At 72.5% G+C, this 26,369-nt stretch carries 21 protein-coding genes and 1 pseudogene; 10 read left to right on the forward strand and 12 right to left on the reverse strand.

Features of this window, described 5'->3' with window-relative positions; genetic code table 11:
* Positions 1–77 precede the first annotated feature (77 nt).
* Positions 78–995 (reverse strand): annotated as a pseudogene (locus tag ACZ7LT_RS01060) (RNA polymerase sigma factor); the annotation flags it as partial.
* Positions 996–1,112: 117 nt separating this feature from the next.
* Here ACZ7LT_RS01060 and ACZ7LT_RS01065 point away from each other — a divergent pair.
* Entirely contained in the window at positions 1,113–1,721 is a 609-nt protein-coding gene (locus ACZ7LT_RS01065; protein WP_471232613.1) for a TetR/AcrR family transcriptional regulator, read from the forward strand.
* Positions 1,722–1,939: 218 nt separating this feature from the next.
* Here the strand turns inward: ACZ7LT_RS01065 and ACZ7LT_RS01070 are convergent, their stop codons facing one another.
* A complete protein-coding gene (locus ACZ7LT_RS01070) occupies positions 1,940–2,656 on the reverse strand; it encodes an SIMPL domain-containing protein (RefSeq protein ID WP_471232615.1) in 717 nt (238 codons plus the stop codon).
* Between the two features lie 131 nt (positions 2,657–2,787).
* Here ACZ7LT_RS01070 and ACZ7LT_RS01075 point away from each other — a divergent pair, with 131 nt between their 5' ends.
* The gene (locus ACZ7LT_RS01075) at positions 2,788–4,578 is read left to right on the forward strand and encodes a bifunctional metallophosphatase/5'-nucleotidase (protein WP_471232617.1); all 1,791 of its coding nucleotides are present in this window, start codon (positions 2,788–2,790) and stop codon (positions 4,576–4,578) included.
* Positions 4,579–4,615: 37 nt separating this feature from the next.
* Here ACZ7LT_RS01075 and ACZ7LT_RS01080 read toward each other — a convergent pair whose 3' ends face one another.
* The 6 genes from ACZ7LT_RS01080 to ACZ7LT_RS01105 form a co-directional block, all read right to left on the reverse strand.
* Entirely contained in the window at positions 4,616–6,058 is a 1,443-nt protein-coding gene (locus ACZ7LT_RS01080) for a lysine N(6)-hydroxylase/L-ornithine N(5)-oxygenase family protein (RefSeq protein WP_471232619.1), read from the reverse strand.
* Positions 6,055–7,431: a pyridoxal phosphate-dependent decarboxylase family protein gene (locus tag ACZ7LT_RS01085; RefSeq protein ID WP_471232621.1), complete on the reverse strand. Its 1,377-nt coding sequence runs from the start codon at positions 7,429–7,431 to the stop codon at positions 6,055–6,057. Before ACZ7LT_RS01085 ends, ACZ7LT_RS01080 begins: the two co-directional genes overlap by 4 nt.
* 200 nt (positions 7,432–7,631) lie before the next feature.
* On the reverse strand, positions 7,632–10,136 hold the full coding sequence (gene pepN, locus ACZ7LT_RS01090) for an aminopeptidase N (RefSeq protein WP_471232622.1): 2,505 nt from the start codon (positions 10,134–10,136) through the stop codon (positions 7,632–7,634).
* Positions 10,137–10,239: 103 nt separating this feature from the next.
* Positions 10,240–11,238, reverse strand: coding sequence for an asparaginase (locus ACZ7LT_RS01095; protein ID WP_471232624.1), 999 nt, complete (start codon positions 11,236–11,238; stop codon positions 10,240–10,242).
* Positions 11,238–11,543, reverse strand: a complete 306-nt coding sequence (locus ACZ7LT_RS01100) for a chorismate mutase (RefSeq protein WP_471234752.1) — start codon at positions 11,541–11,543, stop codon at positions 11,238–11,240. Before ACZ7LT_RS01100 ends, ACZ7LT_RS01095 begins: the two co-directional genes overlap by 1 nt.
* Before the next feature lie 20 nt (positions 11,544–11,563).
* On the reverse strand, positions 11,564–12,442 hold the full coding sequence (locus tag ACZ7LT_RS01105) for a helix-turn-helix domain-containing protein (protein WP_471232626.1): 879 nt from the start codon (positions 12,440–12,442) through the stop codon (positions 11,564–11,566).
* Between the two features lie 136 nt (positions 12,443–12,578).
* Here ACZ7LT_RS01105 and ACZ7LT_RS01110 point away from each other — a divergent pair, with 136 nt between their 5' ends.
* Complete coding sequence (locus ACZ7LT_RS01110; RefSeq protein WP_471232628.1) at positions 12,579–14,351, forward strand: glycoside hydrolase family 35 protein; 1,773 nt, start codon at positions 12,579–12,581, stop codon at positions 14,349–14,351.
* 73 nt (positions 14,352–14,424) lie between these two features.
* Here ACZ7LT_RS01110 and ACZ7LT_RS01115 read toward each other — a convergent pair whose 3' ends face one another.
* Entirely contained in the window at positions 14,425–15,195 is a 771-nt protein-coding gene (locus tag ACZ7LT_RS01115; RefSeq protein ID WP_471232630.1) for a S1 family peptidase, read from the reverse strand.
* A 207-nt stretch (positions 15,196–15,402) separates the two neighbouring features.
* Here ACZ7LT_RS01115 and ACZ7LT_RS01120 point away from each other — a divergent pair, with 207 nt between their 5' ends.
* Together ACZ7LT_RS01120 and ACZ7LT_RS01125 are read left to right on the forward strand one after the other, a co-directional pair.
* Complete coding sequence (locus ACZ7LT_RS01120; protein ID WP_471234753.1) at positions 15,403–16,296, forward strand: hypothetical protein; 894 nt, start codon at positions 15,403–15,405, stop codon at positions 16,294–16,296.
* Between the two features lie 107 nt (positions 16,297–16,403).
* Positions 16,404–17,903, forward strand: a complete 1,500-nt coding sequence (locus ACZ7LT_RS01125; protein ID WP_471232632.1) for an ankyrin repeat domain-containing protein — start codon at positions 16,404–16,406, stop codon at positions 17,901–17,903.
* Between the two features lie 458 nt (positions 17,904–18,361).
* Here ACZ7LT_RS01125 and ACZ7LT_RS01130 read toward each other — a convergent pair whose 3' ends face one another.
* Positions 18,362–19,246, reverse strand: a complete 885-nt coding sequence (locus tag ACZ7LT_RS01130; RefSeq protein ID WP_471232634.1) for an SDR family oxidoreductase — start codon at positions 19,244–19,246, stop codon at positions 18,362–18,364.
* A 1-nt stretch (position 19,247) separates the two neighbouring features.
* Positions 19,248–20,012, reverse strand: coding sequence for an SDR family oxidoreductase (locus ACZ7LT_RS01135; protein ID WP_471232636.1), 765 nt, complete (start codon positions 20,010–20,012; stop codon positions 19,248–19,250).
* Positions 20,013–20,080: 68 nt separating this feature from the next.
* Between ACZ7LT_RS01135 and ACZ7LT_RS01140 the strand changes: the two genes are divergently transcribed.
* From ACZ7LT_RS01140 to ACZ7LT_RS01160, 5 genes are read left to right on the forward strand one after another with little or no spacing between them, the layout of a single operon-like run.
* Positions 20,081–20,878, forward strand: coding sequence for an enoyl-CoA hydratase family protein (locus tag ACZ7LT_RS01140; protein WP_471232637.1), 798 nt, complete (start codon positions 20,081–20,083; stop codon positions 20,876–20,878).
* Complete coding sequence (locus ACZ7LT_RS01145; RefSeq protein WP_471232639.1) at positions 20,875–21,735, forward strand: CoA transferase subunit A; 861 nt, start codon at positions 20,875–20,877, stop codon at positions 21,733–21,735. Before ACZ7LT_RS01140 ends, ACZ7LT_RS01145 begins: the two co-directional genes overlap by 4 nt.
* A gap of 11 nt (positions 21,736–21,746) precedes the next feature.
* Positions 21,747–22,511 (forward strand): CoA-transferase subunit beta, encoded by a 765-nt coding sequence (locus ACZ7LT_RS01150; protein ID WP_471234754.1) that lies wholly within the window; start codon positions 21,747–21,749, stop codon positions 22,509–22,511.
* On the forward strand, positions 22,511–23,560 hold the full coding sequence (locus tag ACZ7LT_RS01155; RefSeq protein WP_471232641.1) for an NAD(P)H-dependent flavin oxidoreductase: 1,050 nt from the start codon (positions 22,511–22,513) through the stop codon (positions 23,558–23,560). Before ACZ7LT_RS01150 ends, ACZ7LT_RS01155 begins: the two co-directional genes overlap by 1 nt.
* Positions 23,561–23,589: 29 nt before the next feature.
* Positions 23,590–24,504, forward strand: a complete 915-nt coding sequence (locus ACZ7LT_RS01160) for a tyrosine-protein phosphatase (RefSeq protein WP_471232643.1) — start codon at positions 23,590–23,592, stop codon at positions 24,502–24,504.
* Between the two features lie 43 nt (positions 24,505–24,547).
* Here the strand turns inward: ACZ7LT_RS01160 and ACZ7LT_RS01165 are convergent, their stop codons facing one another.
* Entirely contained in the window at positions 24,548–26,173 is a 1,626-nt protein-coding gene (locus ACZ7LT_RS01165) for a DEAD/DEAH box helicase (RefSeq protein ID WP_471232645.1), read from the reverse strand.
* Positions 26,174–26,369: the final 196 nt, after the last annotated feature.

A 26,369-nucleotide genomic window follows, 5' to 3' on the forward strand; every position in this document is an offset into this window, starting at 1 on the left:
CGTGACTACTCAACAACCTTTGCGTGAAGGGTTATTGACAAGTGTTGAAGTGCGCGGCGGCCCGCTCCGATGAGCGGTTACGAGAGGTAGCCGCTGAGGGCCCGCAGGCGTGAGGGGTGGCGGAGCTTCGACATGGTCTTGGCCTCTATCTGGCGGATGCGTTCGCGGGTGACGCCGTAGATCCTGCCGATCTCGTCGAGGGTGCGGGGGTCGTCGCCGTCGAGTCCGTACCGCAGGGAGATGACGCCTGCCTCGCGTTCGGTGAACGAGGCGAGGAGGGTGCGGAGCTGGGCCTTGAGGAGGTCGGCGCCGACGATGTCCTCGGCGGTGGGGGCGGCCCGGTCCTCGATGAGGTCGCCGAGTTCGCCGCCGTCGTCGCCGAGGGGGGTGTGCAGGGAGACGGGGGTGCGGTCGTAGCCCTGGATCTGGAGGACGCGGGCGACGGGGATGTCGAGGGCGGTGGCGAGTTCTTCGGGGGTGGGGTCGCGGTCCAGGGTGGCGGCGAGGTCGCGGCGGACGCGGGCGAGGCGGTTGATCTCCTCGGTCATGTGGACGGGGACGCGGATGGTGCGGCTCTGGTCGGCGAGGGCGCGGCCTATGGCCTGCTTGATCCACCAGGTGGCGTAGGTGGACAGCTTGAAGCCCTTGCTGGGGTCGAACTTCTCGATGGCGCGGAGCAGGCCGAGGTTGCCCTCCTGGACGAGGTCGAGGAAGAGCATGCCGCGGCCGGTGTAGCGCTTGGCGATGGAGACGACGAGGCGGAGGTTGGCCTCCATCATCTGGTCCTTGGCTCGGCGGCCGTCGCGGGAGAGGCGTTCCAGTTCGGGGGTGGGGGTGGCGGTGTCGGCGATCTCCTGTTCGGCACGCAGGCCGGCCTGGATGCGCTCGCCGAGGGTGACTTCCTGGTCGGCGGTGAGGAGGGGGATGCGGCCGATCTGGCGGAGGTAGTCGCGGATCTGGTCGGTGGGCTGGTGGGTGGTGGTGATGGTGGCGGCGGCGGGCATGCGTGGCCTTTCGGTGGGGGCACTTCCTTGTGTCGGACCCAAATTTAGGCTGGACCTAGAAACTATGTCAAGCATAAATTTAGGTCCGACCTATGAGAGGATGAAGTCATGAACGCACCGACCCTTCGGGAGCAGAAGAAGCGGCAGACCCGTCAGGTGATCTCCGACGCGGCGACCGGGCTGTTCCTGCGGCACGGCTTCGACCAGGTGACGATCGCGGAGGTGGCGGCGGAGGCCGGCGTCTCGAAGATGACGGTCACCAACTACTTCCCACGCAAGGAGGACCTGGTCCTCGACCTCGGCGAGGACTTCGTCTCGGGCCCGGCCCGGGCGGTGGCCGCGCGGGCGCCGGGGGTGTCGCCGGTGGAGGCGCTACGGGACGACTATCTGGCAGCCGTACGCCGCCAGGACCCGGTGATCGGCTTCGCGCCGGAGCCGTTCGTCAGGATGCTGACGGAGAGCCCGGTGCTGCTGGCGCGGCTGCGGGAGTTCCACGAGGTGAGGGAGGGGGCGGTGGCGGGGGTGCTGGCGGAGGAGGCGGGTGTGACGTCGTCGGCGGAGGACATCACGCCGTATGCGGTGGCGGCGCAGCTTGGGGGGGCGTTGCGGGTGCTGTTCGGGAGGTTGGTGGAGCGGGTGTTGGAGGGGGCGGACGTGGACGGGATTGCGGGGGCGCATGAGGTGGAGGCGGGGCGGGTGTTCGACCTCCTGCGTTGACGGTGCGCCTCGGGGGGGCGCGGTCCGAGGCACCGACGGGCGGTCGGGGTGGGCCGGGACCGAAAGGGGCGCCGCCGTCCGGGTGTTGTGCCCACCCGTTCCGCTCCAGCGGAACGTATGCCCACAACAGGTCGCCGCACCGCCCCCCGCCCCATGGGCGACTCCCCCGCCCCCGGCAGGGCTTCGGGAAGGGGCGGAGTGGGGGGCTCTCCCCGTAACTACAACCTCGGGGGGACCATCGTGAACCTCGCGTTGACCTGGGCGTAGACCGTCTGGCGTTCTGGTTCCAAGTCCAGTGGGGGCGCCGCCTCCGTCGTCTCTGCCGCGAAGGCCATGCGGAGGCCGCCGCCCGCCGGGGGCAGGGTGTCGTACGTGGGGGCGTTCTCCGCGCCGAGGTCGGCCAGTTCGACGAGGGAGGCGAGCGTGGTGCCGAGGGCCTCGGCGTATTCGCGGGCGCGTTGGACCGCTTCGTGGACGGCCTGGCGGCGGGCCTCGCCGTGGGCCGGGGAGTCGGGGCGTAGGGCCCACCAGGGGCCGTCGATGCGGGTGAGGTCGAGGTCGGCGAGGCGGGTGGTGAGTTCGCCGAGGGCGGTGAAGTCGGTGAGTTCGGCGGTGATGTGGACGCGTCCGTGGTAGGCGCGGATGCGTTCTCCCCGGCCGTGGCGGGTGAGCTCGGGTGAGATGGAGAATGCCCCGGTCTCGACCTTTTCGACGGACTCGCCGTAGGACTTGATGAGGTCGAGGACCTCGGTGTTGCGGCGGGTCAGGTCCTCCAGCGCGGAGCGCCGGTCGGTGCCGCGCGCGCTGACGGTGATGCCGATGCGCGCGATCTCGGGGTCGAACTCCAGCCTGGCCTCGCCGCGCACGGCGAGCCGGGGCGCCTCGGGGGTGCCGTACGGGACGGCGGTCGCGGGGGTGGGTTCTTCCGTGGTCACGGGCGCGCTCCTTCGTACGGCAACGGCGGTCTGTTCCACTCTCCCATCGGATTGCCCGTCAGGGGTGTTGCGCGGCGGGGCTCCTGGGCCAGAATCTACGCGCGTTGTGCACTGAGAACGAAGGAGATCACATGCCGCTGAACCGTAGGACGTTCCTGGAGGGGTCGGTTGCCGCCGGAGCGGGCGCAGCCGCCCTTGTCGCCGGGGCGGCCCCGGCGGCCCATGCCCATGGGCGGCCGCCGAAGCGGTACTCCTTCACCGTGATGGGCACCACCGACCTGCACGGTCATGTCCTCAACTGGGACTACTTCACCGACCGCGAGTTCGACGACAAGGCCCACAACGACGTCGGTCTCGCGAAGATATCGACGCTGGTGGAGCAGGTCCGCGAGGAGAAGGGGCGGCGCAACACGCTGCTGATCGACGCGGGTGACACGATCCAGGGCACCCAGCTGTCGTACTACTACGCCAAGGTCGACCCCATCACCGCGCGGCGCGGGCCGGTGCACCCGATGGCGCAGGCGATGAACGCCATCGGCTACGACGCCGCCGCGCTCGGCAACCATGAGTTCAACTACGGCATCCCGGTGCTGCGGAAGTTCGAGGAGCAGTGCGATTTCCCGCTGCTCGGTGCCAACGCGCTGGACGCGAAGACGCTCCGGCCGGCGTTCCGCCCGTACAGCATGCACCGGCTGCGTACCCCGTGCGGGCGGGATGTGCGGGTGGCGGTGCTCGGGCTGACCAATCCTGGGATCGCGCTGTGGGACAAGGCGAACGTCCAGGGGCGGATGGTGTTCCCCGGCCTGGAGGAGCAGGCCGCCAAGTGGGTGCCGAAGCTGCGGTCGATGGGCGCGGATGTGGTGATCGTGTCCGCGCACAGCGGTTCGAGCGGTACGTCGTCGTACGGGGATCAGCTGCCGTACGTCGAGAACGCCGCCGCGCTGGTCGCGGAGCAGGTGCCGGGGATCGACGCGATCCTGGTCGGGCACGCGCACACGGAGATCGCCGAGTACCGCGTGACGAACAAGGAGACCGGCAAGGATGTGGTGCTGTCCGAGCCGTTGAAGTGGGGGCAGCGGCTGACGCTGTTCGGGTTCGATCTGGTGTGGGAGAAGGGGCGCTGGGTCGTCGAGAAGGTGGGCGCGCAGGTGCTCAACTCGAACACGGTCGCGGAGGACGCGCGGATCACCCGTCTCCTCGCGGATGAGCACCGCAAGGTGGTCGCGTACGTCAATCAGGTGATCGGTACGTCGACGGTGGCGATGTCGACGGCCGAGGCGGCCTGGAAGGACGAGCCGATCATCGATCTGATCAATCACGTGCAGGTGGAGACGGTGAAGGCGGCCCTCGCCGGGGGTGAGCATGCGGCGCTGCCGGTGCTGTCGCAGGCGTCGTGTTTCTCCCGGACGGCGGGGATCCCGGCCGGTCAGGTGACGATCAAGGATGCGGCCGGGCTGTACCCGTTCGAGAACACCCTGGAGGCGAGGGTGCTCACGGGGGCGCAGCTGAAGGACTACCTGGAGTATTCGGCGAAGTATTACGTGCGGACGCCGGCGGGTGCGCCGGTGGATCCGGCGAAGCTGACCAACGCGGAGGGTACGCCGGACTACAACTACGACGCCGTGTACGGGCTGACGTACGAGATCGACATCGCGCGGGCCGTCGGTTCGCGGATCATGAACCTGTCCTTCGAGGGCAGGCCGCTGGATCCGGCGGCGCGGTTCGTGTTGGCCGTGAACAACTACCGGGCCAGTGGTGGCGGGGCGTTCCCGCACATCGCGGGGGCGCCTCAGGTGTGGGCGAACTCGGACGAGATCCGTAACACGATCATCCAGTGGGTGCGGGCGAAGGGGACGGTCGACCCGGGCCAGTTCGCGTCGGTGGGCTGGAAGCTGACCCGGGACGGGGTGCCGGTCTTCTGAGCACCGGTCTTCTGACCGCTGGTCTTCGGACCGCTGTCTAGCGGGTGTCCGTGAGAGGCGTCAGCGTTCCAGCCTGGGCCGGGACGTGTGGCGCCTCTTGCCGTTCCAGGCCGAAGCTGGTGAAGGCCGTGCGGCGGGGCAGGGGGTAGGGCTCTTTGCCGGTGAGGGAGTTGAGGATGGCGGCGCTGCGCCAGGCGGCGAGTCCGAGGTCGGGTGCGCCGACGCCATGGGTGTGCTTCTCGGCGTTCTGGACGTAGACCGAGCCGGTGATGGAGTCGTCGAGGACGAGCCGGAACTCGGTGTCGATACGGGGGCGGCCGGAGGAGTCCTGGCGGAGGTAGGGGTCGAGTCCGGCGAGGATCCGGTCGAGGGGGCGTTCGCGGTAGCCGGTGGCGAGGACGACGGCGTCGGTGGTGAGGCGGGAGCGGGTGGCCTGCTGGACGTGTTCGAGGTGGAGCTCGACCTTGGTGGTGGCGACGCGGCCGGCGGTGCGGACGCGGACGCCGGGGGTGAGGACGGCGTCGGGCCAGCCGCCGTGCAGGGTGCGGCGGTAGAGCTCGTCGTGGATGGCGGCGATGGTGTCGGCGTCGATGCCTTTGTGGAGCTGCCATTGGCGCGGAACGAGTCCGTCGCGTACGGCTTCGGGCAGGGCGTGGAAGTAGCGGGTGTAGTCGGGGGTGAAGTGTTCCAGGCCGAGTTTGGAGTACTCCATGGGCGCGAATGCCTCGGTCCGGGCCAGCCAGTGGATCTTCTCGGCGCCGGCGGGGCGGGCGCGGAGCAGGTCGAGGAAGATCTCGGCGCCGGACTGGCCGGAGCCGATGACGGTGATGTGTTCGGCGGCGAGCAGCTGGTCGCGGTGGGTGAGGTAGTCGGCGGAGTGGAAGACGGGGACGGTGGGGGCGTCGGCGAGGGGGCGCAGGGGCTCGGGTACGTACGGTTCGGTGCCGACGCCGAGGGCGATGTTGCGGGTGTAGGTGCGGCCGAGGGCCTCGGCTTCGCCGTCGGGGGCGAGCTGGGTGAAGTCGACTTCGAACAGCGAACGCTCGCGGTTCCAGCGGACGGAGTCGACCTGATGGCCGAAGTGGAGGCCGGGGAGCTGGTCGCTGACCCAGCGGCAGTAGGCGTCGTACTCGGCGCGCTGGATGTGGAACTTCTCGGCGAAGTAGAAGGGAAAGAGCCGGCCGCGGGAGCGGAGGTAGCTGAGGAACGACCAGGGGCTGGCGGGGTCGGCGAGGGTGACGAGGTCGGCGAGGAAGGGGACTTGGAGGGTGGCGCCTTCGATGAGGAGGCCGGGGTGCCAGTGGAAGGCGGGGCGCTGTTCGTAGAAGGCGGCGTCGAGGCCGCCGGGGACTCCGTGGGCGAGGGCGGCGAGGGAGAGATTGAAGGGGCCGATGCCGATGCCGACGAGGTCGCGGGGCGGGGTGTCCGCGCGGGCCCCTGGGGTGTGGGGGGCGGGGTCGCGGTGGGGTGTGCCGGTCATCGGTCGGTGCTGCCTTCCACGAGGTGGGTCACGAGCTTGAGCAGGTGGGCCAGGTCGCCGGGGGTGGCGTGGGGGTTGAGCAGGGTGGCTTTGAGCCAGAGGCGGCCGTCGGCGCGGGCGCGGCCGAGGACGGCGCGGCCTTCGGTGAGCAGGGTGCGTCGGATCCTGGCGACGGTGGCGTCGTCCGCGTCGGTGGGGCGGAAGAGGACGGTGCTGATGGTGGGCTGTTCGTACAGTTCGAGGCGGGGGTGGTGGGCGACGAGGGTGGCGAGGTCCTGGGCGAGGCCGAGGACGCGGTCGACGAGGGCTTCGAGGCCGGTGCGGCCGAGGGCGCGCAGGGTGACGGCGGTTTTGAGGATGTCGGGCCTGCGGGTGGTGCGCAGGGAGCGGCCGAGCAGGTCGGGCAGTCCGGCGTCGGTGTCGTCGGTGGCGTTGAGGTAGTCGGCGGTGTGGCCCAGTACGTCGAGGCTGCGGGTGTCGCGTACGGCGAGGAGTGAGGCGGCGGCGGGCTGCCAGCCGAGTTTGTGCAGGTCGAGGGTGACGGTGTGGGCGCGGTCGAGGCCGGTGAGGAGGGCGCGGTGGGCGGCGCTGAAGAGCAGCGGGCCGCCGTAGGCGGCGTCGATGTGGAGGGTGGCGCCGTGGCGCTCGCAGAGGTCGGCGATCTCGGGGAGCGGGTCGATGCGGCCGGTGTCGGTGGTGCCGGCGGTGGCGGCGACGAGGTGGGGTCCGGGCAGGTCGGTGAGGGCCTCGTCGAGCGCGGCGGGGTCGAGGGTGCCGCCCAGCGCGGGGACGGTGACCGGTTCGGGCAGGCCGAGGAGCCAGGCGCCGCGCCGCAGGGAGTGGTGGGCGCCGTCGCCGTGGAGGAGGCGTACGGGGCCGTGGTGCTCCCTGGCGAGGAGGAGGGCGAGCTGGTTGGACTCGGTGCCGCCGGTGGTGGCGAGGGCGTCGGGGTGGGCGGCGCGGGGGTAGATCTCAGCGGCGAGGGCCCGTACCACTTCGGCTTCGAGGGCGGAGGCGGCCGGTGCCTGGTCCCAGGAGTCCAGGGAGGGGTTGAGCGCGGAGGCGGCGAGGTCGGCGGCGGCGGCGAGGGCGAGCGGCGGGGTGTGCAGGTGGGCCGTGCACAGCGGGTCGGCGGGGTCGGCCGCGCCTTCGGTGAGGGCGGTGACGAGCGTACGGAGTGCTTCCTGGGCGCCGGTGCCGGTGTCGGGCAGGACGGGCGCGAGGGTGGTGTGCATCCGGTCGGCGACGGCTGCCGGTCCGCCGGCGGGGAGGGGTCCGCCGCGCCGCTGGGCTCCGGTGCGCAGGGCGTCGAGCACGGTGGCGAGCAGGGGGTGCAGGGCGTCGGGGCGGGCCAGGGGCGGCGGGGCGGGCATGGGGACCAGCTTGCCGGGGGTTCGCCGGGTTCGTCCGCCGAGCCGCTGAGCTCACCCGAACGGGGGACGGGGCCCCTGGTGTGGGGCCCCGTCCGGTCGGTCGTCGGCGCGCGGAGGGTGCGCGGGGGCGGTTCTCCGCGCCGCCGGGCCGTCAGCTGTCAGCTGTCAGCTGTCAGTCGTTATCTGTCAGCTGTCATCCGTCAGCCGTCGGCGCGAAGGGTGCGGACGCGCAGGGCCCGGCGCAGGTCGTCGAGCTGGTCGACGAGTTTGCGGTGCAGGGCCGGGATGAGGTCGCTGTCGGTGAGGTGCTGTTCGCCGGTGTGGAGGGAGTCGGCGTCGACGGCGTGGACGGGGAAGGCGTAGCGGCCGGCGGCTTCGGCGATCGCGGGGCCGCGGCGGGCGGCGAGTGCGATGGCGTCGGGGTAGAAGCGAGGCACGTACTCCCGTACCAGTTCGGCCTGTTCGGGCTGCCAGAAGCCTTGGGCGACGGCGGTGAAGAGGTAGTTCGACAGGTCGTCGGAGTCGAAGAGGCGGGACCAGGCGGCGGCCTTCGCCTCGGGGGTGGGCAGGGCGGCGCGGCAGCGGGCGGCGCCTTCCTGGCCGGTGGCGCTGGGGTCGCGGGCGAGTTCGGCGTCGATGGCGGCCTCGTCGGTGGCGCCGAGGACGGCGAGGCGGCCGAGGATGCGCCAGCGCAGTTCGTGGTCGAGTTCGGGGCCGCCGTGGACGGTGCCGTCGGCGAGCCAGCTCTGCAGGGTGCCGGGCTGGGTGGCGCTGTCGATGAGGGCGCGTACGGCGGTCAGGCGCAGGCCGGGGGCCTCGCCGTCCTCGGTGCGGCGGATGAGGGCCTTGGCGAGGGAGGTGAGGAGGGCGAGTGCGGCGGGGCGTTGTTCGGCGGGGAGGTAGCGGTCGGCGATCTGGGTGCGGGCGAAGCCGAGGACGCCTTGGACGATGGCGAGTTCGCTCTCCTCGGTGAGGTGGGTGTGGGCGGTCTGCAGGTAGGCGTCGGGTGCGAGTTCGCCGTCGCGGACCATGTCGCGCAGGGTGTTCCAGACGACGGCCCGGGTGAGCGGGTCGGGGATCTTGGAGAGGCAGCGCAGGACCGGTTCTTCGGAGTGGGTGTCGAGGCGGACCTTGGCGTAGGTGAGGTCGGCGTCGTTGAGGACGACGAGGGCGGGGCGGGGGCCGGAGAGGTGGGCGGGTTCGCTCTGCGGGACGTCGATTTCGCGGCGTTCGCGCAGGACGAGGTCGCCTGAGCCGTCGAGGGCGTGGTCGTAGATGCCGGCGGCGACGCGGTGGGGGCGGCTGCCGGTGCGGTCGACGGTGAGGTCCCAGCGGCTGCCTTCGCCGGTGAGCTTGGGGGTGAGGGTGTCGACGCCGGTGGTGCGCAGCCACTGTTCGGCCCAGCCGTGGACGTCGCGGTCGGTGACGGAGGCGAGGTTGTCGATGAAGTCGGCGAGGGTGGCGTTGCCGAATTTGTGGCGGCGGAAGTGGGCGTTGATGCCGGCGAGGAAGTCCTTCTCGCCCATCCAGGCGACGAGCTGGCGCAGGGCGGAGGCGCCCTTGGCGTAGGAGATGCCGTCGAAGTTGAGGAGGGCGGAGGCGGTGTCGGGGACGGCGTCGGGGTCGGGGGCGACGGGGTGGGTGGAGGGGCGCTGGTCGGCGTCGTAGCCCCAGGACTTGCGGACGATGCCGAAGTCGGTCCAGGTGTCGGGGTAGCGGGTGGTGGCTTCGTTGACGGTCTGGTAGCCCATGTACTCGGCGAAGGACTCGTTGAGCCAGATGTCGTCCCACCAGCGCAGGGTGACGAGGTCGCCGAACCACATGTGGGCCATCTCGTGGGCGATGACCATGGCGCGGGTCTGGCGTTCGGTGACGGTGACGGCGGAGCGGTAGACGAATTCGTCGCGGAAGGTGACGAGGCCGGGGTTCTCCATGGCGCCGGCGTTGAATTCGGGGACGAAGGCCTGGTCGTAGGAGTCGAAGGGGTACGGCTCCTCGAACTTCTCGTGGTAGCGGTCGTAGCACTGCCGTGTGACGTCGAGGATTTCGTCAGCGTCGGCGTCGAGGTAGGGGGCGAGGGAGCGGCGGCAGTGGATGCCGAAGGGGAGGCCGGCGTGTTCGGTGCGTACGGAGTGCCAGGGGCCGGCGGCGACGGCGGCGAGGTAGGTGGAGATGGGCGGGGTGGGGGCGGCCTGCCAGCGTCCGTCGGGCTGCTGGGTGGTGATGCCGTTGGCGAGGACGGTCCAGCCGTCGGGGGCGGTGACGGTGAGTTCGAAGACGGCTTTGAGGTCGGGCTGGTCGAAGGCGGCGAAGACGCGCTGGACGTCTTCCATGAAGAGCTGGGTGTAGACGTAGATCTCGCCGTCGGTGGGGTCGGTGAAGCGGTGCATGCCTTCGCCGGTGCGGGAGTAGCGCATGGCGGCGTCGACGCGGAGTTCGTGTTCGCCTTCGCTCAGGGCGGGGAGCGGGAGGCGGTTCTCGACGAGTTTCTCGGGGTCGAGGGGGTGTCCGTCGAGGGTGACGGAGCGCAGGGTGGCGGGCTTGAGCTCGACGAAGGTGTCCCCGGCGGTGCGGGTGGTGAACCGGATGACGGTGGTGGAGTCGAAGGTGTCGTCGCCGGTGGTCAGATCGAGGGTGATCGTGTAGCGGTGGACGTCGAGGAGCTGGGCACGGGTCTGCGCTTCGTCGCGCGTCAGTACGGGCATGGGGCCATGCTGCCCGATGGGGGTGGGGGCTGGGCAGGGGGTTTCGCCGATGGCTGGGAGCGGGCGCGGGGCGGGCCCGCGCGGGGGCCCGTGGGGTCAGGGGTCAGGCGAGGCCCGGGCCGGTGAGGTGGGCGAAGGCCGCGGTGATGCCGGGGCGGTCGTAGCCCGTGGGGCTCTTGGCGCCGGTGGAGAGGAGGGTGTGGAGGAGCAGGCGGGCTTTGGCGGGGTCGAGTGGGCCGGCAGGGATGAGGCCGCGGTGGAGCATGTCGTACTCGGAGCCGGGGCCGCGGTAGGTGCGGGAGAGGGTGGCGCCTGAGCCGGTGCGGGAGGCGAGGACGACGGGGATGCGGGTGGCGAGTCGTTCGAGGGGTTCGACGAGCCAGGTGGGGACGTGGCCGGCGCCGAAGGCGGCGACGACGAGGCCGTCGAAGCGGGAGTCGACGGCTTCGAGGAGTTCGCCGCGGTCGCCGAGGGAGAGGGTGATCAGGGCGACCCGTACGGCCGGGTCGAGGCGCAGTGGGTGGAGGGCGCTGGTGCCGGTGGGGCGGAGCAGGATGCGTGGCTCGCCTTCGACGACGGAGCCGAGGGGGCCGGCGCCGGGGGAGGTGAAGGTGGCGATGGAGGTGGTGTGGGTCTTGCGGACGTGGCGGGCGGCGTGGATCTCGTCGGCGAGGACGACGAGGACGCCGAGGTCACGGCAGTGGGGGTCGGCGGCGACGGTGATCGCGGCGGCGAGGTTGGCGGGGCCGTCGGCGCCGGGAAGGTCGGGGCGGCGCATGGCGCCGGTGACGACGACGGGTTCGGTGGTGACGCAGAGGAGGTCGAGGAGGAACGCGGTCTCTTCGAGGGTGTCGGTTCCTTGGACCACGACGACGCCGTGGCCGGCGGCGACGCTGTCGCGTACGTCGTGGGCGAGGGCGGCGAGGTCTTCGAGGGTGAGGGAGGAGCTGGGGAGGCGGCGGTAGTCGCGTAGCTCCAGGTCGATGTCGGGGGCGTCGGTGACGCCGAGCCCGGCGAGGACTTCGGCGCCGCTCATGCGGGTGGCGTCGCCGCCGCGGGCGGAGATGGTTCCGCCCAGGGTGAAGATCCGGACGCGGGGCATCAGTGTGCTCCGTCGGCGATCGTCTCGTGGTGGCGGATGACCTCGGCGATGATGAAGTTGAGGAGTTTTTCCGCGAATGCCGGGTCGAGTTTGGCGTTCTCGGCGAGCTCCCGCAGCCGGGTGATCTGGCGGGCTTCGCGGGCGGGGTCGGCGGGCGGCAGGTGGTGCTTGGCCTTGAGGACGCCGACCTGCTGGGTGCATTTGAAGCGTTCGGCGAGCATGTGGACGACCGCCGCGTCGATGTTGTCGATGCTCTCGCGCAGCCGGGTCAGTTCCGCTCGTACGGAGTCGTCGATCTCGCTCATGAGCAGCGAGCTTAGACGGGTCATGTGGTGATGGTCGGTGGGTGCCCGGGATCCGGGACGCGGTCGCTCCAGCCGCCGGGGACGGTGCGGCCCTGCTGTTCGCGGAAGCGGACGGGGGGTGTGCCGACGCGGCGGGTGAAGAGGCGGGAGAAGTAGGCGGGGTCGTCGTAGCCGACGCGGCGGGCGACGGCGGCGACGGGGAGTTCGGTGGCGGCGAGGAGTTCTTTGGCGCGGCCGAGGCGCAGGGAGAGGAGGTAGTCCTTGGGGCTGCAGCCGGCCGCGCGGCGGACGGCGGTGCGGAGCTCGGTGGCGGTCATGCCGTGGCGGGCGGCGTGTTCGGCGACGGAGAGCGGCTGGAAGGCGTCGCGGGCGAGGGCGGTGAGGACGGGGTCGCCGTCGGCGGTGGTGCCGGCGCGGGCGCGGCGTAGGGCGACGAGGAGTTCGTGGACGGCGGCGCCGGTCTCGACTTCGAGGAGGGGGTTGCCGCGGCGGGCGGCGCGGGCGATGCGGCCGACGGCGGCGCGGGCGGGGGCTGCGTCGGCGAGGGGGACTACGGGGCGGTCGGGTTCGATGTAGCCGAGTTCGGTGTAGGTGGTGGTGGCGGGGCCGGTGAAGTCGACGAAGCATTCGTCCCAGCCGGTGGTGGGGTCGGCGGCGTAGTGGTGGGGGATGCCGGGGGTGAGCCAGATGAGGGCGGGGGCGGTGATGGTGGTGCGGCGGCCGTCGGGGGCGCGGTACCAGCCGCCGCCGGCGCTGATGACGACGGCGACGTGGTGGTCGAGGGTGCGGGGGCCGACGGTGGGGAGGGTGCCGTGCTGGAGTCCGACGCCGAGGCAGACCAGTCCGAGGCGGAGGTGGATGGGGCTGGGTGTGAAGTAGCGCATCCAGGTGTGGTACATCCGCGGTCGCCCCTCCCGTACCGGTTGCTCGTCGTACGGTCGCTGGTTCCGTTCCCGTACGTCCGTGCGGCTGCGTCCAATCAGCGCCGATCTTTGTCCATGGACCGGTCCGCCGCCAGAGGGTGAGGGTGGGGTCATGAGCGTGTTCACGGTGGGGGACGAGGACTTTCTGCTGGACGGGCGGCCGGTGCGGCTGCTGTCGGGGGCGCTGCACTACTTCCGGGTACATGAGGAGCAGTGGGGGCATCGGGTCGCAATGTTGCGGGCGATGGGGCTCAACTGTGTGGAGACGTATGTGCCGTGGAATCTGCACGAGCCGGAGCTGGGGCGGTACCGGGACGTGGGGGCGCTGGGGCGGTTCCTGGATGTGGTGGCGGCGGCGGGGATGTGGGCGATCGTGCGGCCGGGGCCGTACATCTGTGCCGAGTGGGAGAACGGCGGGTTGCCGCAGTGGCTGACGGGGCGGCTGGGGCGGCGGGTGCGGACGGACGACGCGGAGTATCTGGTGCATGTGGACCGCTGGTTCCGGACGCTGCTGCCGCAGGTCGTGGCGCGGCAGATCGACCGGGGCGGGCCGGTGATCATGGTGCAGGCGGAGAACGAGTACGGGAGTTACGGCTCCGACCAGGGCTATCTGCGTCATGTGGCGGACCTGCTGCACGCGTGCGATGTGACCGTGCCGTTGTTCACGTCGGACGGGCCGGAGGACCACATGCTGACCGGCGGCAGCGTGCCGGGGATTTTGGCGACGGTGAATTTCGGGTCGGGGGCGCGGGAGGCGTTCGGGGTGCTGCGCCGGCATCAGCCGCGGGGGCCGCTGATGTGTATGGAGTTCTGGTGTGGCTGGTTCGCGCACTGGGGCGAGGAGGCGGTGGTACGGGATGCGGGGGACGCGGCGGGGGCGTTGCGGGAGATTCTGGAGTGTGGGGCGTCGGTCAATCTGTACATGGCGCACGGGGGGACGAACTTCGCGGGCTGGGCGGGGGCGAACCGGTCGGGTGCCGGGCATGACGGGCCTCTGGAGCCGACTGTGACGTCGTACGACTATGACGCGCCGGTGGACGAGGCCGGGCTGCCGACGGAGAAGTTCTGGCGGTTCAGGGAGGTGCTGTCGGCGTACGCGCCGGGGCCGCTGCCGGAGGTTCCGGCGCCGCCGGTGCGGCTGGCGGGGCCGGTGGCGGCCGCTCTTGAGGGGTGGGCGCCGCTCGGGGAGGTCCTGGAGGTGCTCAGCGACGAGGAGTGGGACACGCCGCTGCCGCCGTCGTTCGAGGAGCTGGGGGTGGATCGGGGGGTGGTGTGCTACCGGCTCGATGTGCCGGGGCCGCGGCGGCCGTATCCGCTGACGGTGGAGGGGCTGCGTGACCATGTGACGTTGTACGTGGACGGTCGGCGGGTGGAGCCGGGGGCGGCGGTGGCGGGGCCGGCGGCGGTGGAGCTGTGGGTGGAGTCCTGGGGGCGGGTGAACTACGGGCCGCGGCTGGGTGAGCCGAAGGGGATCACGGCCGGGGTGCGCCATGAGCGGCAGTATCTGCACGGGGTACGGGCGCGGGGGCTGCGGCTGGACGCGTTCGTGCCGGAGGCGGTGGCGAAGGTGCCGTTCCGGGAGGCCGGGGCGGGGGTTGGGGCGGGGGCCGGGGCCGGGGCGGACGGTGCGGGCGCCGGGGCCGGGGCGGTGGGGCTGTATCGGGGGGTATGCCATGTGACCGTACGCGGTGATGCCTGGCTGCGGCTGCCGGGCTGGGGGCGGGGCTTCGTCTGGGTGAACGGTTTCTGTCTGGGACGCTACTGGTCGGTGGGCCCGCAGGAGGCGCTGTTCGTACCGGGGCCGGTGCTGCGCGAGGGCGGCAACGAGGTGTGGGTCCTGGAGCTGGAGGGGGCCGGTGCGGACGCGACCGTACAGCTGTCCTGAGGACCGGTGGCGAAGGGGCGGGCCGTGTGGCGGCCCGCCCCCGGTTCACGCGCTGGTGCGGGTACGGGCAGAACTACATCCCCGCTGCCGCGGACTTGATCTGCGCGGCGAAGGTGGACACCTCGGTGTACACACCGGGGTAGTTGGGCCGGGCGCAGCCGATGCCCCAGCTCACGATGCCGACCTGGATCCAGGCGCCGGCGTTGTCGCGGCGGAACATCGGGCCGCCGGAGTCACCCTGGCAGGTGTCGATGCCGCCCTGCGGGAGGCCTGCGCAGATCTCCTCGCTGGGGACCAGGTCGCTGCCGTACGCCTGCTGGCAGGTGGCGTCGGAGACGAACGGCACCTGGGCCTTGTACAGGTAGCGCTGCTGGCCGCCGCCCTCGGTGCGGGCGCCCCAGCCGGCGACGGTGAAGGTGCCGTTGTTGTAGGCGGTGGTCTCGGCGATCTTCAGCGTGGGCAGGTTGATGGGCTGGGCGAGCTTGATCAGTGCCCAGTCCTTGCCCTTGCCGTTGTAGCCGGGGGCCTGGAGGACCTTCGTGGAGCGGACCTTGATGGCGCTGCTGCTCTGGAGGTCGACGACGCCGGCGGTGGCCGTGATGGAGGTGTTGTTGCCGGAGCCGCTGACGCAGTGGGCGGCGGTGAGCACGATCTGCTGGGTGAGCAGCGACCCGCCACAGCCCATGGAGAGCCGGACCATCCAGGGGAACTCACCCTGGGCGGCCCGGGTGCCGCCGACGACGGGCGCCTGGGCGGCGGAGGCGGTGGAGGGCTGGAGGCTGACCGCCGCGAGTATGACGGCGGCGGTGGCGACGCATCTCTTGAGCGTACGGACGAGGTTCAAGGCTTCGCCTTTCGTGGGGGGTTGAGAACCTCGGCGGGCGCAATGACATGAGCCCGTCAAGGCGTGGTCCGGATTATGAGGACGTCGTGGCCGTGGTCACAAGGAGGGGATTTCAGCCATCGCGCGGTCCGCCCCGGCAGGCCCGTACAGTGGAAGCGGACCGAGGGTCGGAGCTTTCGTACGTGGGCGCACGTGGGGGTGCGGATCGTGGTCAACGCCGGTGAGGTCGTACACGGTTATCCGCATCTGGACACGGCGCGGGCCGCGATCACCGCGCTCTACCGGCGGCTCTCACCGGACGGCATGACGCAGTACGCGACCAGCGTCCTGCCTGGGGATGTCACCTTCGGCGACCAGGACGATCTGCACCTCGGGGCGCAGCGGGTGGCCCATGCACTGGTGCAGCACCTACGGCTGCCCGAGGCGCGGATGATTGTCTCGTTCCGTGAGATGGACCATGCCGCGAGCGTCGAACTCACCGCCGGGCCGGAGTACTTCATCGAGCTCAACGACCGCTTCCGCAGCCACCGCAGGGACATCGGGGCGGCCCTCGCCCATGAGATCACGCATGTGCTGCTGCACCGGCTGGGCCTGGAGTTTCCCGGAGCCAGGGACAACGAGATCCTCACCGACACCGTGACCACGTACCTCGGCGCGGGCTGGCTGCTTCTCGACGCCTTCCGCGAGGACGAACTCACCAGCCAGAAGCTCGGCTATCTGACCCCGGAGGAGTTCGGCTACGTCCTCGCCAAGCGGGCGCTGGCCTTCGGCGAGGACCCCTCGCCGTGGTTCACCAGCCCGCAGGCCTACCGCGCGTACACCGCCGGGCGGGCCCGCGCGCTGCGCGACGGGCAGCAGCCGCCGCTGGTGGCCGCGGGCTGGTCGGGGCGCCACCGGTACGCGAAGGAGCGGCGGTACGCGCGGGAGAGCCGGGGCGCGCCCGCCGCCGGGGTGCCGTACGCCTTCGAGCGCGGCCGGGGCGACGACCTGCGGGTCTCCTTCCCGTGCCCCACCTGCCACCAGCGGGTGCGGGTGCCCGTGCGGGGGCGGGTGAGGGCGCGATGCGCGTTGTGCCGGACGATTCTCGAATGCGACACCTGATCCGGTTTCCGTAGGGTTGCCCTTATGACGTGCAGTGTGACGTGGCGCAGGGTGAGGCGGCGCGGTGTGACGTGGCGCGGTGTGACGTGGCACCCGAGGTGGGCGGGATGAGTACGGACGGGATGAGTACGGACGAGCTGTTCGAGGCGGTGCACACGGGCGACGCGGACGCCGTCGTCCGGCTGCTGCGGGCGGGCGTCCCCGCCGACGTGGCCGACCCGGAGGGGGAGACCCCGCTCTACCGCGCTTCCGTCAGCGACGAACCCATGATCGTCCGGCTGCTGCTCGCGGCCGGCGCCGATCCTGACAGGGTCAGCGGCGAGGACGGCGGCGAGCTGCCGCTGTGCGGCGCCGCGTGCGGGGGCCATACGGAGGTGGTGCGGGCGCTGCTCGCCGCCGGGGCGCGGGTCGATCTGCGCGAGTCGTACAACTGGAACGCGATGTCCTGGGCGGTTCAGCAGGGCCACGCGGACACCGTCGAGGCCCTCCTCGAACACGGCGCCGACCCGCTCCTGCCCGGCGCGAACGGACTGCCGCCGCTGGTCGCGGCGGCCCGCCGCGGCTCGGCGACGACGGTACGGGCGCTGCTGCGGCACGGCGCCGGGGCGACCCGGCCGGCCCTGACCGAGGCGCTGGCGGAGGCGCGGCGCTGGATCGGGGCGGATGTGGAGCAGGTGCTGCGGGACTCCCTGGTGGAGATGGAGGGCGGCGTCGAGGACGGCTCGTTCGAGGTGGTGTCGCGGCGGGTGCCGGAGGACGGCGGCATCACCGTCGTCGTCGAGATCGTGCGCGACGGCCGCCCGGCCTCGGGCCAGGAGCAGCAGACCGGGCACGCGGCGATCGCGACGATGCTGGAGGCGGCGCTCGGTATCCGTACCCCGCACGAGGAGCTGGCGGTACGCGCCCTGAGCTGCGGGGATCCGGAGCTGGACGACTGGATCGAGGTGGTGTCGACGCTGCGCGGCCGGGCCGACGAGGACACCTTCCAGACGGCGGCGGCGTGGTGCGCGAGCGACGACGTGCTGCGGCAGGCGCTCGGTGTGGACGTGCTGAGCGGGCTGGGTGCCGGGGCCCGGGCGGTGCCGCTGCTGCGGGAGCTGGCGCGGGAGGCGCAGGACGAGGAGCTGGTACGGGCGGTGATCGCCGGGCTCGGGCAGTACGGGGATCCGGCGGCGCTGCCGGAGGCGCTGGCGTACGCGGGTCACCCGGAGCCGGAGGTGCGGCGACGGGTGGCGGTGGCGCTGGTCGGCATGGTGCCCGCGGGCCACGCGGAGGCGGCCGCGGTCCTGGTGGGCCTGAGCCGGGACGCCGACGCGGGGGTACGCGACTGGGCGACGCTCGCCCTCGCGGAACTCCCCGACGACTCCCCCGCCCTGCGCTCGACCCTCGCCGACCGCCTCGACGACCCGGACCCGGACGTCGTCGCGGAGGCCGCCCGGGGCCTGGCGATCCGCCAGGACCCCCGCGCGATCGCCCCCTTGACCCGCCTCCTCGCCGACGAGGACCCGGACGGCAGCGCCCGCGACACGGCCCTCGACGCCCTGTCCCACATCCAGGACCCCCTGACGAGAACGCGCCTGGAGTGGACGACGCCGAGGTACCGCTGACGGGGGCGGGGCGGCGCGCTTGGCGCGCGGGGCGGTGGGCGTGCGGCCAAGCCACGGGGCCCGGCGCCCGCGCGGTGGGCTCTCCGCCTGCCGGGCCCGGCAGCAAGGTCAGCCTCCGCCCGGCCGGTGGCCGCAGGCCCCGCGGCACGCGGAAACGGACCGCCCGGCGGGGCGGGTGCCACAAGCCTCCGCCCGGCGGGCCGCAAGGCCACCGCGGCACGCGGAAGCAGACCGCCCACCGGGCCAGGTGGCCGCAGGCCCCGCGGCACGCGGAAACGGACCGCCCGGCGGGGCGGGTGCCACAAGACCCCTTGGGCGGGCGGCGGGGCCGGGCCGCGCAACGCGACCCAGCCCGTCCGCCCCCGGAGCGGCCCCGCCCGCACGGCCAGCCCCCCACCGCCGACCCGGTGGCCGCAAGGCCACCCCGGCGCGCGACGCGCAGGCCGTCCCGCGCCCCCTCAGCCCCCCTCCGCCCCGTACGGCGCCCCCGCCACCCGGGCCTCTCCCAGCAGCTTCAAGGTCGTCTCGCCCGCCTCCTTCGGGGTCCAGCGGGCGGCCTTGTCCGCCGTGGGGCCCGGGTGCCAGCCCTCCATCACTGTGATGCGGCCTGCTTCCGCCTCGAAGACGCGGCCCGAGACGCCCGCCGAGGAGGTCGAGCCCAGCCAGACGACGAGGGGGGACACGTCTTCCGGGACGCCCTGGAGGTCGGCGTAGGTCTGTTCGGTCATGCGGGTTCTGGCCGCTGGGGCGATGGCGTTGACCTGGACGCCGTAGCGGCGCAGTTCTTCGGCCGCGACGAGGGTCAGGGCGACGATGCCCGCCTTCGCCGCCGCGTAGTTGCCCTGGCCGACGCTGCCCAGGAGGCCCGCGCCGGACGTGGTGTTGACGACCCGGGCCGCCACCGGGTGGCCCGCCTTCGAGGCCGCGCGCCAGTGGGCCGCCGCGTGTTTGAGGGGCAGGAAGTGGCCCTTCAGGTGGACGCGCAGTACGGCGTCCCAGTCGTCCTCGTCGAGGTTGACCAGCATCCGGTCGCGCAGGAAGCCCGCGTTGTTGACGAGGGTGTCGAGGCGTCCGTACGTGTCGAGCGCGGCCGTCACCAGGGACGCCGCCCCCTCCCCCGTCGCGATGTCGCCGCCGTGGGCGAACGCCTCGCCGCCCGCGCGGCGGATCTCGTCCACCACCTGCTGCGCCGGGGAGGCGGAGGCGCCCGAGCCGTCCAGGCCGACGCCGAGGTCGTTGACGACGACCCGTGCCCCCTCCGCCGCGAAGGCGAGGGCGTGGGCCCGGCCCAGCCCCCGTCCCGCGCCCGTCACGATCACGACCCGGCCGTCGCAGATTCCCATCTCAGCTCTCCTTGTTGACCGTTGCGGCATCCAGGAACGCGGGGCGCTCGCCCCCGCCGTGCACCAGCAGCGACGCCCCCGAGACGTACGCGGCCCGGTCGGAGGCGAGGAAGACGGCCGCATCGCCGACGTCGGACGGTTCGGCGAGGCGGCCCAGCGGTACGGTCCGGCCAACGGCGGCGAGGCCGTCGTCGTCGCCGTAGTGCAGGTGGGACAGTTCGGTGCGGACCATGCCGAGGACGAGGGTGTTGACGCGGACGTCGGGCGCCCATTCCACGGCCATCGAGCGGGCGAGGTTCTCCAGGCCGGCCTTGGCGGCGCCGTAGGCGGCGGTGCCCGGGGAGGGGCGGGTGCCGCTGACGCTGCCAACCATCACGACCGAGCCGCGCGCGGCCCGCAGCGACCCGTAGGCGGCGAGCGAGGCGGTCAGTGGCGCGATCAGGTTGAGCCCGACGACCCGGGCGTGGTGGGCGGCGGCGCCCTCGCCGAGCAGCCGGTAGGGGGTTCCGCCGGCGTTGTTCACGAGCACGTCGAGCCGTCCCCGTGACCGCGCGACGCCGTCGAAGAACGCGGCGACCGCCGCCTCGTCCCGCAGGTCGAGCGGGTGGAACTCGGCGGTGCGGCCCGCCTCTTCGAGGGGCGCGTCCGGCGGTCTGCGGGCGCAGACCACCACGTGCGCGCCCGCCCGGAGAAAGGCCCGTGTGATGCCCGCGCCCACGCCCCGGGTGCCGCCGGTGACGACGGCAACCCTCCCGTCCAGCTTCATCGGCTGCTACCTTTCCTCACCAGGCAGTCACCTAACAAATGTTTGGTGGAAAGGTAGCTGATCCGCTCATGGGTGTCTCCACCGCACGCCCGGACAAGGGCATCGCCCTCGTCACCGTCGACTTCCCGCCCGTCAACGCCCTGCCCGTGCAGGGCTGGTACGAGCTCGCCGAGGCCCTGCGCGCGGCCGGTCGCGACCCGGAGAACCGCTGCGTGGTGCTCGCCGCCGAGGGCCGGGGCTTCAACGCGGGCGTGGACATCAAGGAGATGCAGCGCGACCGCGGCCACGCCGCCCTGATCGGCGCCAACCGCGGCTGCCACGAGGCGTTTTCGGCGGTGTACGACTGCGAGGTACCGGTTGTCGCCGCAGTCGGCGGCTTCTGCCTGGGCGGCGGCATCGGCCTGGTCGGCAACGCCGACGCGATCGTCGCCGCCGACGACGCCGTCTTCGGGCTGCCGGAGCTGGACCGGGGGGCGCTGGGCGCCGCGACCCATCTGGCCCGGCTGGTCCCGCAGCATCTGATGCGGGCGCTGTACTACACCTCCCGTACCGCGACCGCAGCCGAGCTCCATGCCCACGGTTCGGTCTGGAAGGTCGTCCCCCGCGCCGAACTCCTCGCCGCCGCACTGGAGTTGGCGGCCGAGATCGCTCGGAAGGACGGGCATCTGATCCGCCTCGCCAAGGCCGCCATCAACGGCATCGACCCCGTGGACGTACACCGCAGCTACCGCTTCGAGCAGGGCTTCACCTTCGAGGCCAATCTCAGCGGGGTCGCCGACCGCGTCCGCGACACCTTCGGCAAGGACCACGCCAAGGACCGGCCCGAGGACCACGGCAAGGACCAGGGCAAGGAGAGCTCCCGGTGACCGACAAGACCATGACCCCCGACGAGGTGGTGGCGCGGCTGCGCAGCGGCATGACCCTGGGCATCGGCGGCTGGGGCTCCCGGCGCAAGCCGATGGCGCTGGTGAGAGCACTGCTCCGGTCCGAGATCACCGATCTGACCGTGGTCTCCTACGGCGGCCCCGACATCGGCCTGCTCGCCGCGGCCGGCCGGATCCGCAAGCTGGTCACCGCCTTCGTCACCCTCGACTCCATCCCGCTCGAACCGCACTACCGCGCCGCCCGCGAACGCGGCGCCTTCGAGCTGATGGAGATCGACGAGGCGATGCTGATGTGGGGTCTGCACGCCGCCGCCAACCGGCTGCCTTTCCTGCCCGTGCGGGCCGGGATCGGCTCCGACGTGATGCGGGTCAACCCCCAGCTGTGTACGGTCACATCGCCCTACGAGGACGACTCGGCCGGCGAGGAGTTCGTGGCGATGCCCGCGCTGCGCATGGACGCCGCGCTCGTCCACGTCAACCGCGCCGACCGCTTCGGCAACGGCCAGTACCTCGGCCCCGACCCGTACTTCGACGATCTCTTCTGCGAGGCCGCCGACACCGCGTACCTCTCGTGCGAACGGCTCGTGGAGACGGCGGAGCTGACCAAGGCCGGTCCCCCGCAGTCGCTGCTGGTGAAACGGCACACCGTCACCGGCGTCGTCGAGACCCCGAACGGCGCCCACTTCACCTCCTGCGTCCCCGACCACGGCCGCGACGAGGCGTTCCAGAAGATGTACGCGACCACCCCCTGGCCCGCCTTCGCCGAGCGGTTCCTCTCCGGCGGGAGCGAGCACGCCTACCAGTCGGCCGTCCAGGCCTGGCACGAGGAGCAGCGGTGAGCGGTGACCAGATCAGCCGTGCCGAGGCCGGCCCTTCCAAGGCCCGCCGTTCCGAGATCAGCCGGGCCGAGTACTGCGTCGTCGCCTGCGCCGAGGCGTGGCGCGGCGGCGGCGAGGTGCTCGCCGCCACGATGGCGCCGGTGCCCTCCTTCGGCGCCCGGCTCGCCCGCCGCACCTTCGCCCCGGATCTGCTGCTCACCGACGGGGAGGCGATGCTCGTGGACCTCGACGGGACGGTCGAGGGCTGGCTGCCGTACCGGCAGCATCTGACCATGGTCACCGGCGGCCGGCGCCATGTGATGATGGGCGCCTCCCAGCTCGACCGGTACGGCAACCAGAACATCTCCTGCATCGGCGACTGGTCGCGGCCCGCCCGCCAGCTGCTCGGGGTGCGCGGCGCACCCGTCAACACCCTGAACAATCCGACCAGTTACTGGGTGCCGAAGCACTCCCGGCGGGTCTTCGTCGAGCGCGTGGACATGGTCAGCGGGGTCGGCCACGACCACGCGGCCGCCGCCGGGGCCACCCGCTTCCACCGCATCCCCCGGGTCGTCTCCGACCTCGGCGTCTTCGACTTCGAGACGCCCGACCGCTCGATGCGGCTCGCCTCGCTCCACCCGGGCGTCACCGTGGACCAGGTCAGGCAGGCCACCGGCTTCGAGCTGGTGATCGGCGACGACGTCCCGTACACCCGCGAGCCGACCACCGAGGAGCTGCGGCTGATCCGTGAGGTGATCGACCCCAAGGGGCTGCGGGACCGGGAGGTCCGGGTCTGATGGAGACGGCGCTCACCAAGCTCACCGGCGTCCGGTACCCGATCGTCCAGACCGGGATGGGCTGGGTCGCCGGGCCCCGGCTGGTCTCGGCCACGGCGAACGCCGGGGCGCTCGGCATCCTCGCCTCCGCCACGATGACCGTGGAGCAGCTGCGGACCGCCGTGCGGGAGGTGAAGTCCCGGACCGACGCGCCGTTCGGGGTGAACCTGCGAGCCGATGCCGCCGACGCCCGGGAAAGGGTGCGGATCATCGTCGAGGAGGGGGTACGGGTCGCCTCCTTCGCCCTCGCTCCCTCACGCGCGCTGATCGCCGAACTGAAGGACGCGGGCGTGGTCGTGATCCCGTCCGTCGGCGCCCGGCGGCACGCCGAGAAGGTCGCGGCGTGGGGCGCGGACGCGGTGATCGTGCAGGGCGGCGAGGGCGGCGGCCACACCGGCGAGGTGGCGACGACGGTCCTGCTGCCGCAGGTCGTCGACGCCGTCGAGCTGCCGGTGGTCGCGGCCGGCGGCTTCCACGACGGGCGGGGGCTGGTCGCCGCGCTGGCGTACGGGGCGGCGGGCATCGCGATGGGCACCCGTTTCCTGCTCACCTCCGACTCGACCGTGCCGGACGCGGTCAAGGCGCGCTATCTGGCGGCGTCCGTGAAGGACGTCACGCTCACCACCGCCGTCGACGGGCTGCCGCACCGCATGCTCCGTACGGAGATGGTCGCCGCCCTCGAACGGGCGGGCCGGGTACGGGCGTTGGCGCAGGCCGTGCGCCGCGCCGCCGGTTTCCGCAAGGTCTCCGGGCTGTCCTGGGCCGCAATGGTCCGGGACGGTCTGGCGATGCGGCACGGCAAGGATCTGACCTGGAGTCAGGTCCTGCTCGCCGCGAACACCCCGATGCTCCTCAAGGCATCCATGGTCGAGGGCCGCACCGACCTCGGCGTGATGGCGTCCGGGCAGGTCGCGGGGGTGATCGAGGACCTCCCGAGCTGCGAGGAACTCGTCCGCCGCGTCATGTCCGAAGCCTCGCACGTGCTCCGCGCCCTGCCGACAACAGGGTGACACCCCCTCCTCCCCACGGGAGTTCGGTCATGCCTCTCTCCAGACGCGCACTGCTGAGCACCGCCACCGCCGCCGCTCTCACGGCGGCCACCGCCACCGTCCCCGCCGTCGCGAGTGCCTCCGTACGCGGCCCGCGCTCGAGCGCGGCCACGGCCGTCCGGCACATCCCCCTGCAGGGCGCGGTCAACGTCCGTGACCTGGGCGGGTATCCGACCTACGGCGGCGACCGGGTCCGCCATGGCCTGGTCTACCGCGCCGACGGCCTGAACCGGCTCACCGACGCCGATGTGGCCACCCTGGCCGGGCTGCGGCTCGGGACGGTCGTCGACTTCCGTATCCCCGTCGAGGTGCAATATGACGGTCCGGACCGGCTCCCGGCGGGCGTCGCCCTGGTGGCCCGTCCGGTCACCGACAACGGTCTGTACACACAGCTGAGGACCGTGATCGGCTCCCGCGACCCGGTGCGGCAGGAGGAGATGCTCGGCAACGGCAAGGCCGCGGCGTTCATGCGGGAGGTCTACCGCTCGTTCGTGACCAGCCCCGGCAACCGGGCCCAGTTCGGCGCCACGCTACGTGACATCGCACGCCCGGGTGCGGCGCCGCTGATGTACCACTGCACCGCGGGCAAGGACCGTACGGGCTGGACGAGCTATCTGCTGCTCACCGTCCTCGGCGTGCCGGAGCGGGAGGCGGTCGCCGACTTCCTGGCGTCGAACACGTTCCGTGCGGCGTACGACGCGAAGCTGCGGGAGAGCCTCAAGCAGGGCGGGCTGATGCAGAACCCGGATCTGCTCATCCCGCTCCAGGAGGTCCGTACGGAGTATCTGGAGACCGCCCTTGCCGGGGTGGAGGCGGCGTACGGCGGTCTCCACCGCTATCTGACGGCCGGCCTGGGCCTGGATCTGCGCATACTCGCGTCACTCCAGGCCCGGCTGGTCGACTGACCCCAGGCTGCTGAGGCGGTTCGGGCGCCTGACCGGAGGCGGCTCAGGCGGCGCCTCGGCGGCCGCCGCCGCCCTGGCCACCGCGTCCGGTCCGACCGGATCCGGCGCCCGCGCCGCGGGTGCGGGCGCCGCCGCCGGTGGGGCGGGCCCCTCCGGTACGCCCGGCGCCGGAGCGCGTCCCGCCGCCGGCGCCCGCCGCCGTACGGGCCGTGGCGCCGGTGGCAGCGGCGCCGCCGCTGCCACGGGAGCGGCCGGAGCCGCCCCGGCGGGTCCGCTTGGGCGCGGCCGCCGGCTGCGCGGGCTGCGGCACCTCGATGGTGACCGGCACCCCGGACGGCTCGCGCGCGCCGGTCAGGTCACTGAGCGTCTCGTCGCTGGACTTGATCTGCGCGGTGCGCGGGCTGATCCCGGCGTGCGCCATCAGACGGCCCATGTCGCGCTTCTGCTCGGGCAGGACCAGGGTGACGACGCTGCCGGACTCGCCGGCGCGGGCGGTGCGGCCGCCGCGGTGGAGGTAGTCCTTGTGGTCGACCGGCGGGTCGACGTTCACGACCAGGTCGAGGTCGTCGACGTGGATGCCACGGGCCGCCACATTGGTCGCGACCAGCGCCGTGACCTGCCCGTTCTTGAACTGGTCAAGGGTGCGGTTGCGCTGCGGCTGGGAGCGGCCGCCGTGCAGGCCGGCCGCCCGTACGCCGCTGGCGAGGAGCTTCTTGACGAGCCGGTCCACGGACCGCTTGGTGTCCAGGAAGAGGATCACGCGTCCGTCGCGGGCGGCGATCCGTACGGTCACGGCCTTCTTGTCGGTCTCGTCGGCGACGTACAGGAGGTGGTGCTCCATGGTGGTCACGGCGCCCGCGGACGGGTCGACCGAGTGGACCACCGGGTCGGTCAGGAACATCCGCACCAGACGGTCGATGTTCTGGTCCAGGGTCGCCGAGAAGAGCATCCGCTGGCCGTCCGGCTCGACCTGCTTGAGCAGGGCGGTGACCTGCGGCATGAAGCCCATGTCGGCCATCTGGTCGGCCTCGTCGAGGACGGTGACGGCGACCTGGTCGAGCCGGCAGTCGCCGCGCTCGATGAGGTCCTTGAGGCGGCCGGGGGTGGCGACCAGGACCTCGGCGCCGCGCCGCAGCGTGGCGGCCTGCTTGGTGATCGACATACCGCCGACGACGGTGGCGAGCCGCAGCTGCACGGAGGTGGCGTACGGGGCGAGGGCGTCGGTGACCTGCTGGGCCAGCTCGCGCGTGGGTACGAGGACCATGGCCAGCGGGGCCTTGGGCTCGGCGCGGCGGCCGGCGGTGCGGGCGAGCAGGGCCAGGCCGAAGGCAAGGGTCTTTCCGGAGCCGGTGCGGCCGCGGCCGAGTATGTCGCGGCCCGCGAGGGAGTTCGGCAGCGTGGCGGCCTGGATCGGGAACGGCTCGGTCACGCCCTGCGCGGCGAGGGTCTTCACCAGCGCCGCGGGCATGTCCAGCGCGTCGAAGGACTCGACGGCGGGCAGCGCGGGGGTGAGGGTCTGCGGTGGAGTGAACTCACGCGGCGGCGGGGGCGCGGCCGGCCCGCGGCCCCGGCCGGACTTCCGGGCCGGCGCCTTCGCGGACGCCTTCGCCTGGCCGGGGGCCGCCAGAGCGGGGCGCCGCCGGGTGGTGGGGCGTTCGGAGCGGGTCATGAGGAGATGCCTTCCTGGCCTGGGCACAGCACAAGCCGGGACACGCACCTTCGTCGGTGCGGGTCCCGGCTACGAGCGACGCGTCCGGAGAGGTTCCGGGGAAATCCGGCCTAGCCGGAAACAACAATGCGCCTGAGGGCCATTCCCGTCAGGCGCGCATGAAGTCCATGGGTACCGAAACCACAACCCGCTGACT

It is taken from the genome of Streptomyces sp. NPDC039465, from assembly GCF_055639315.1.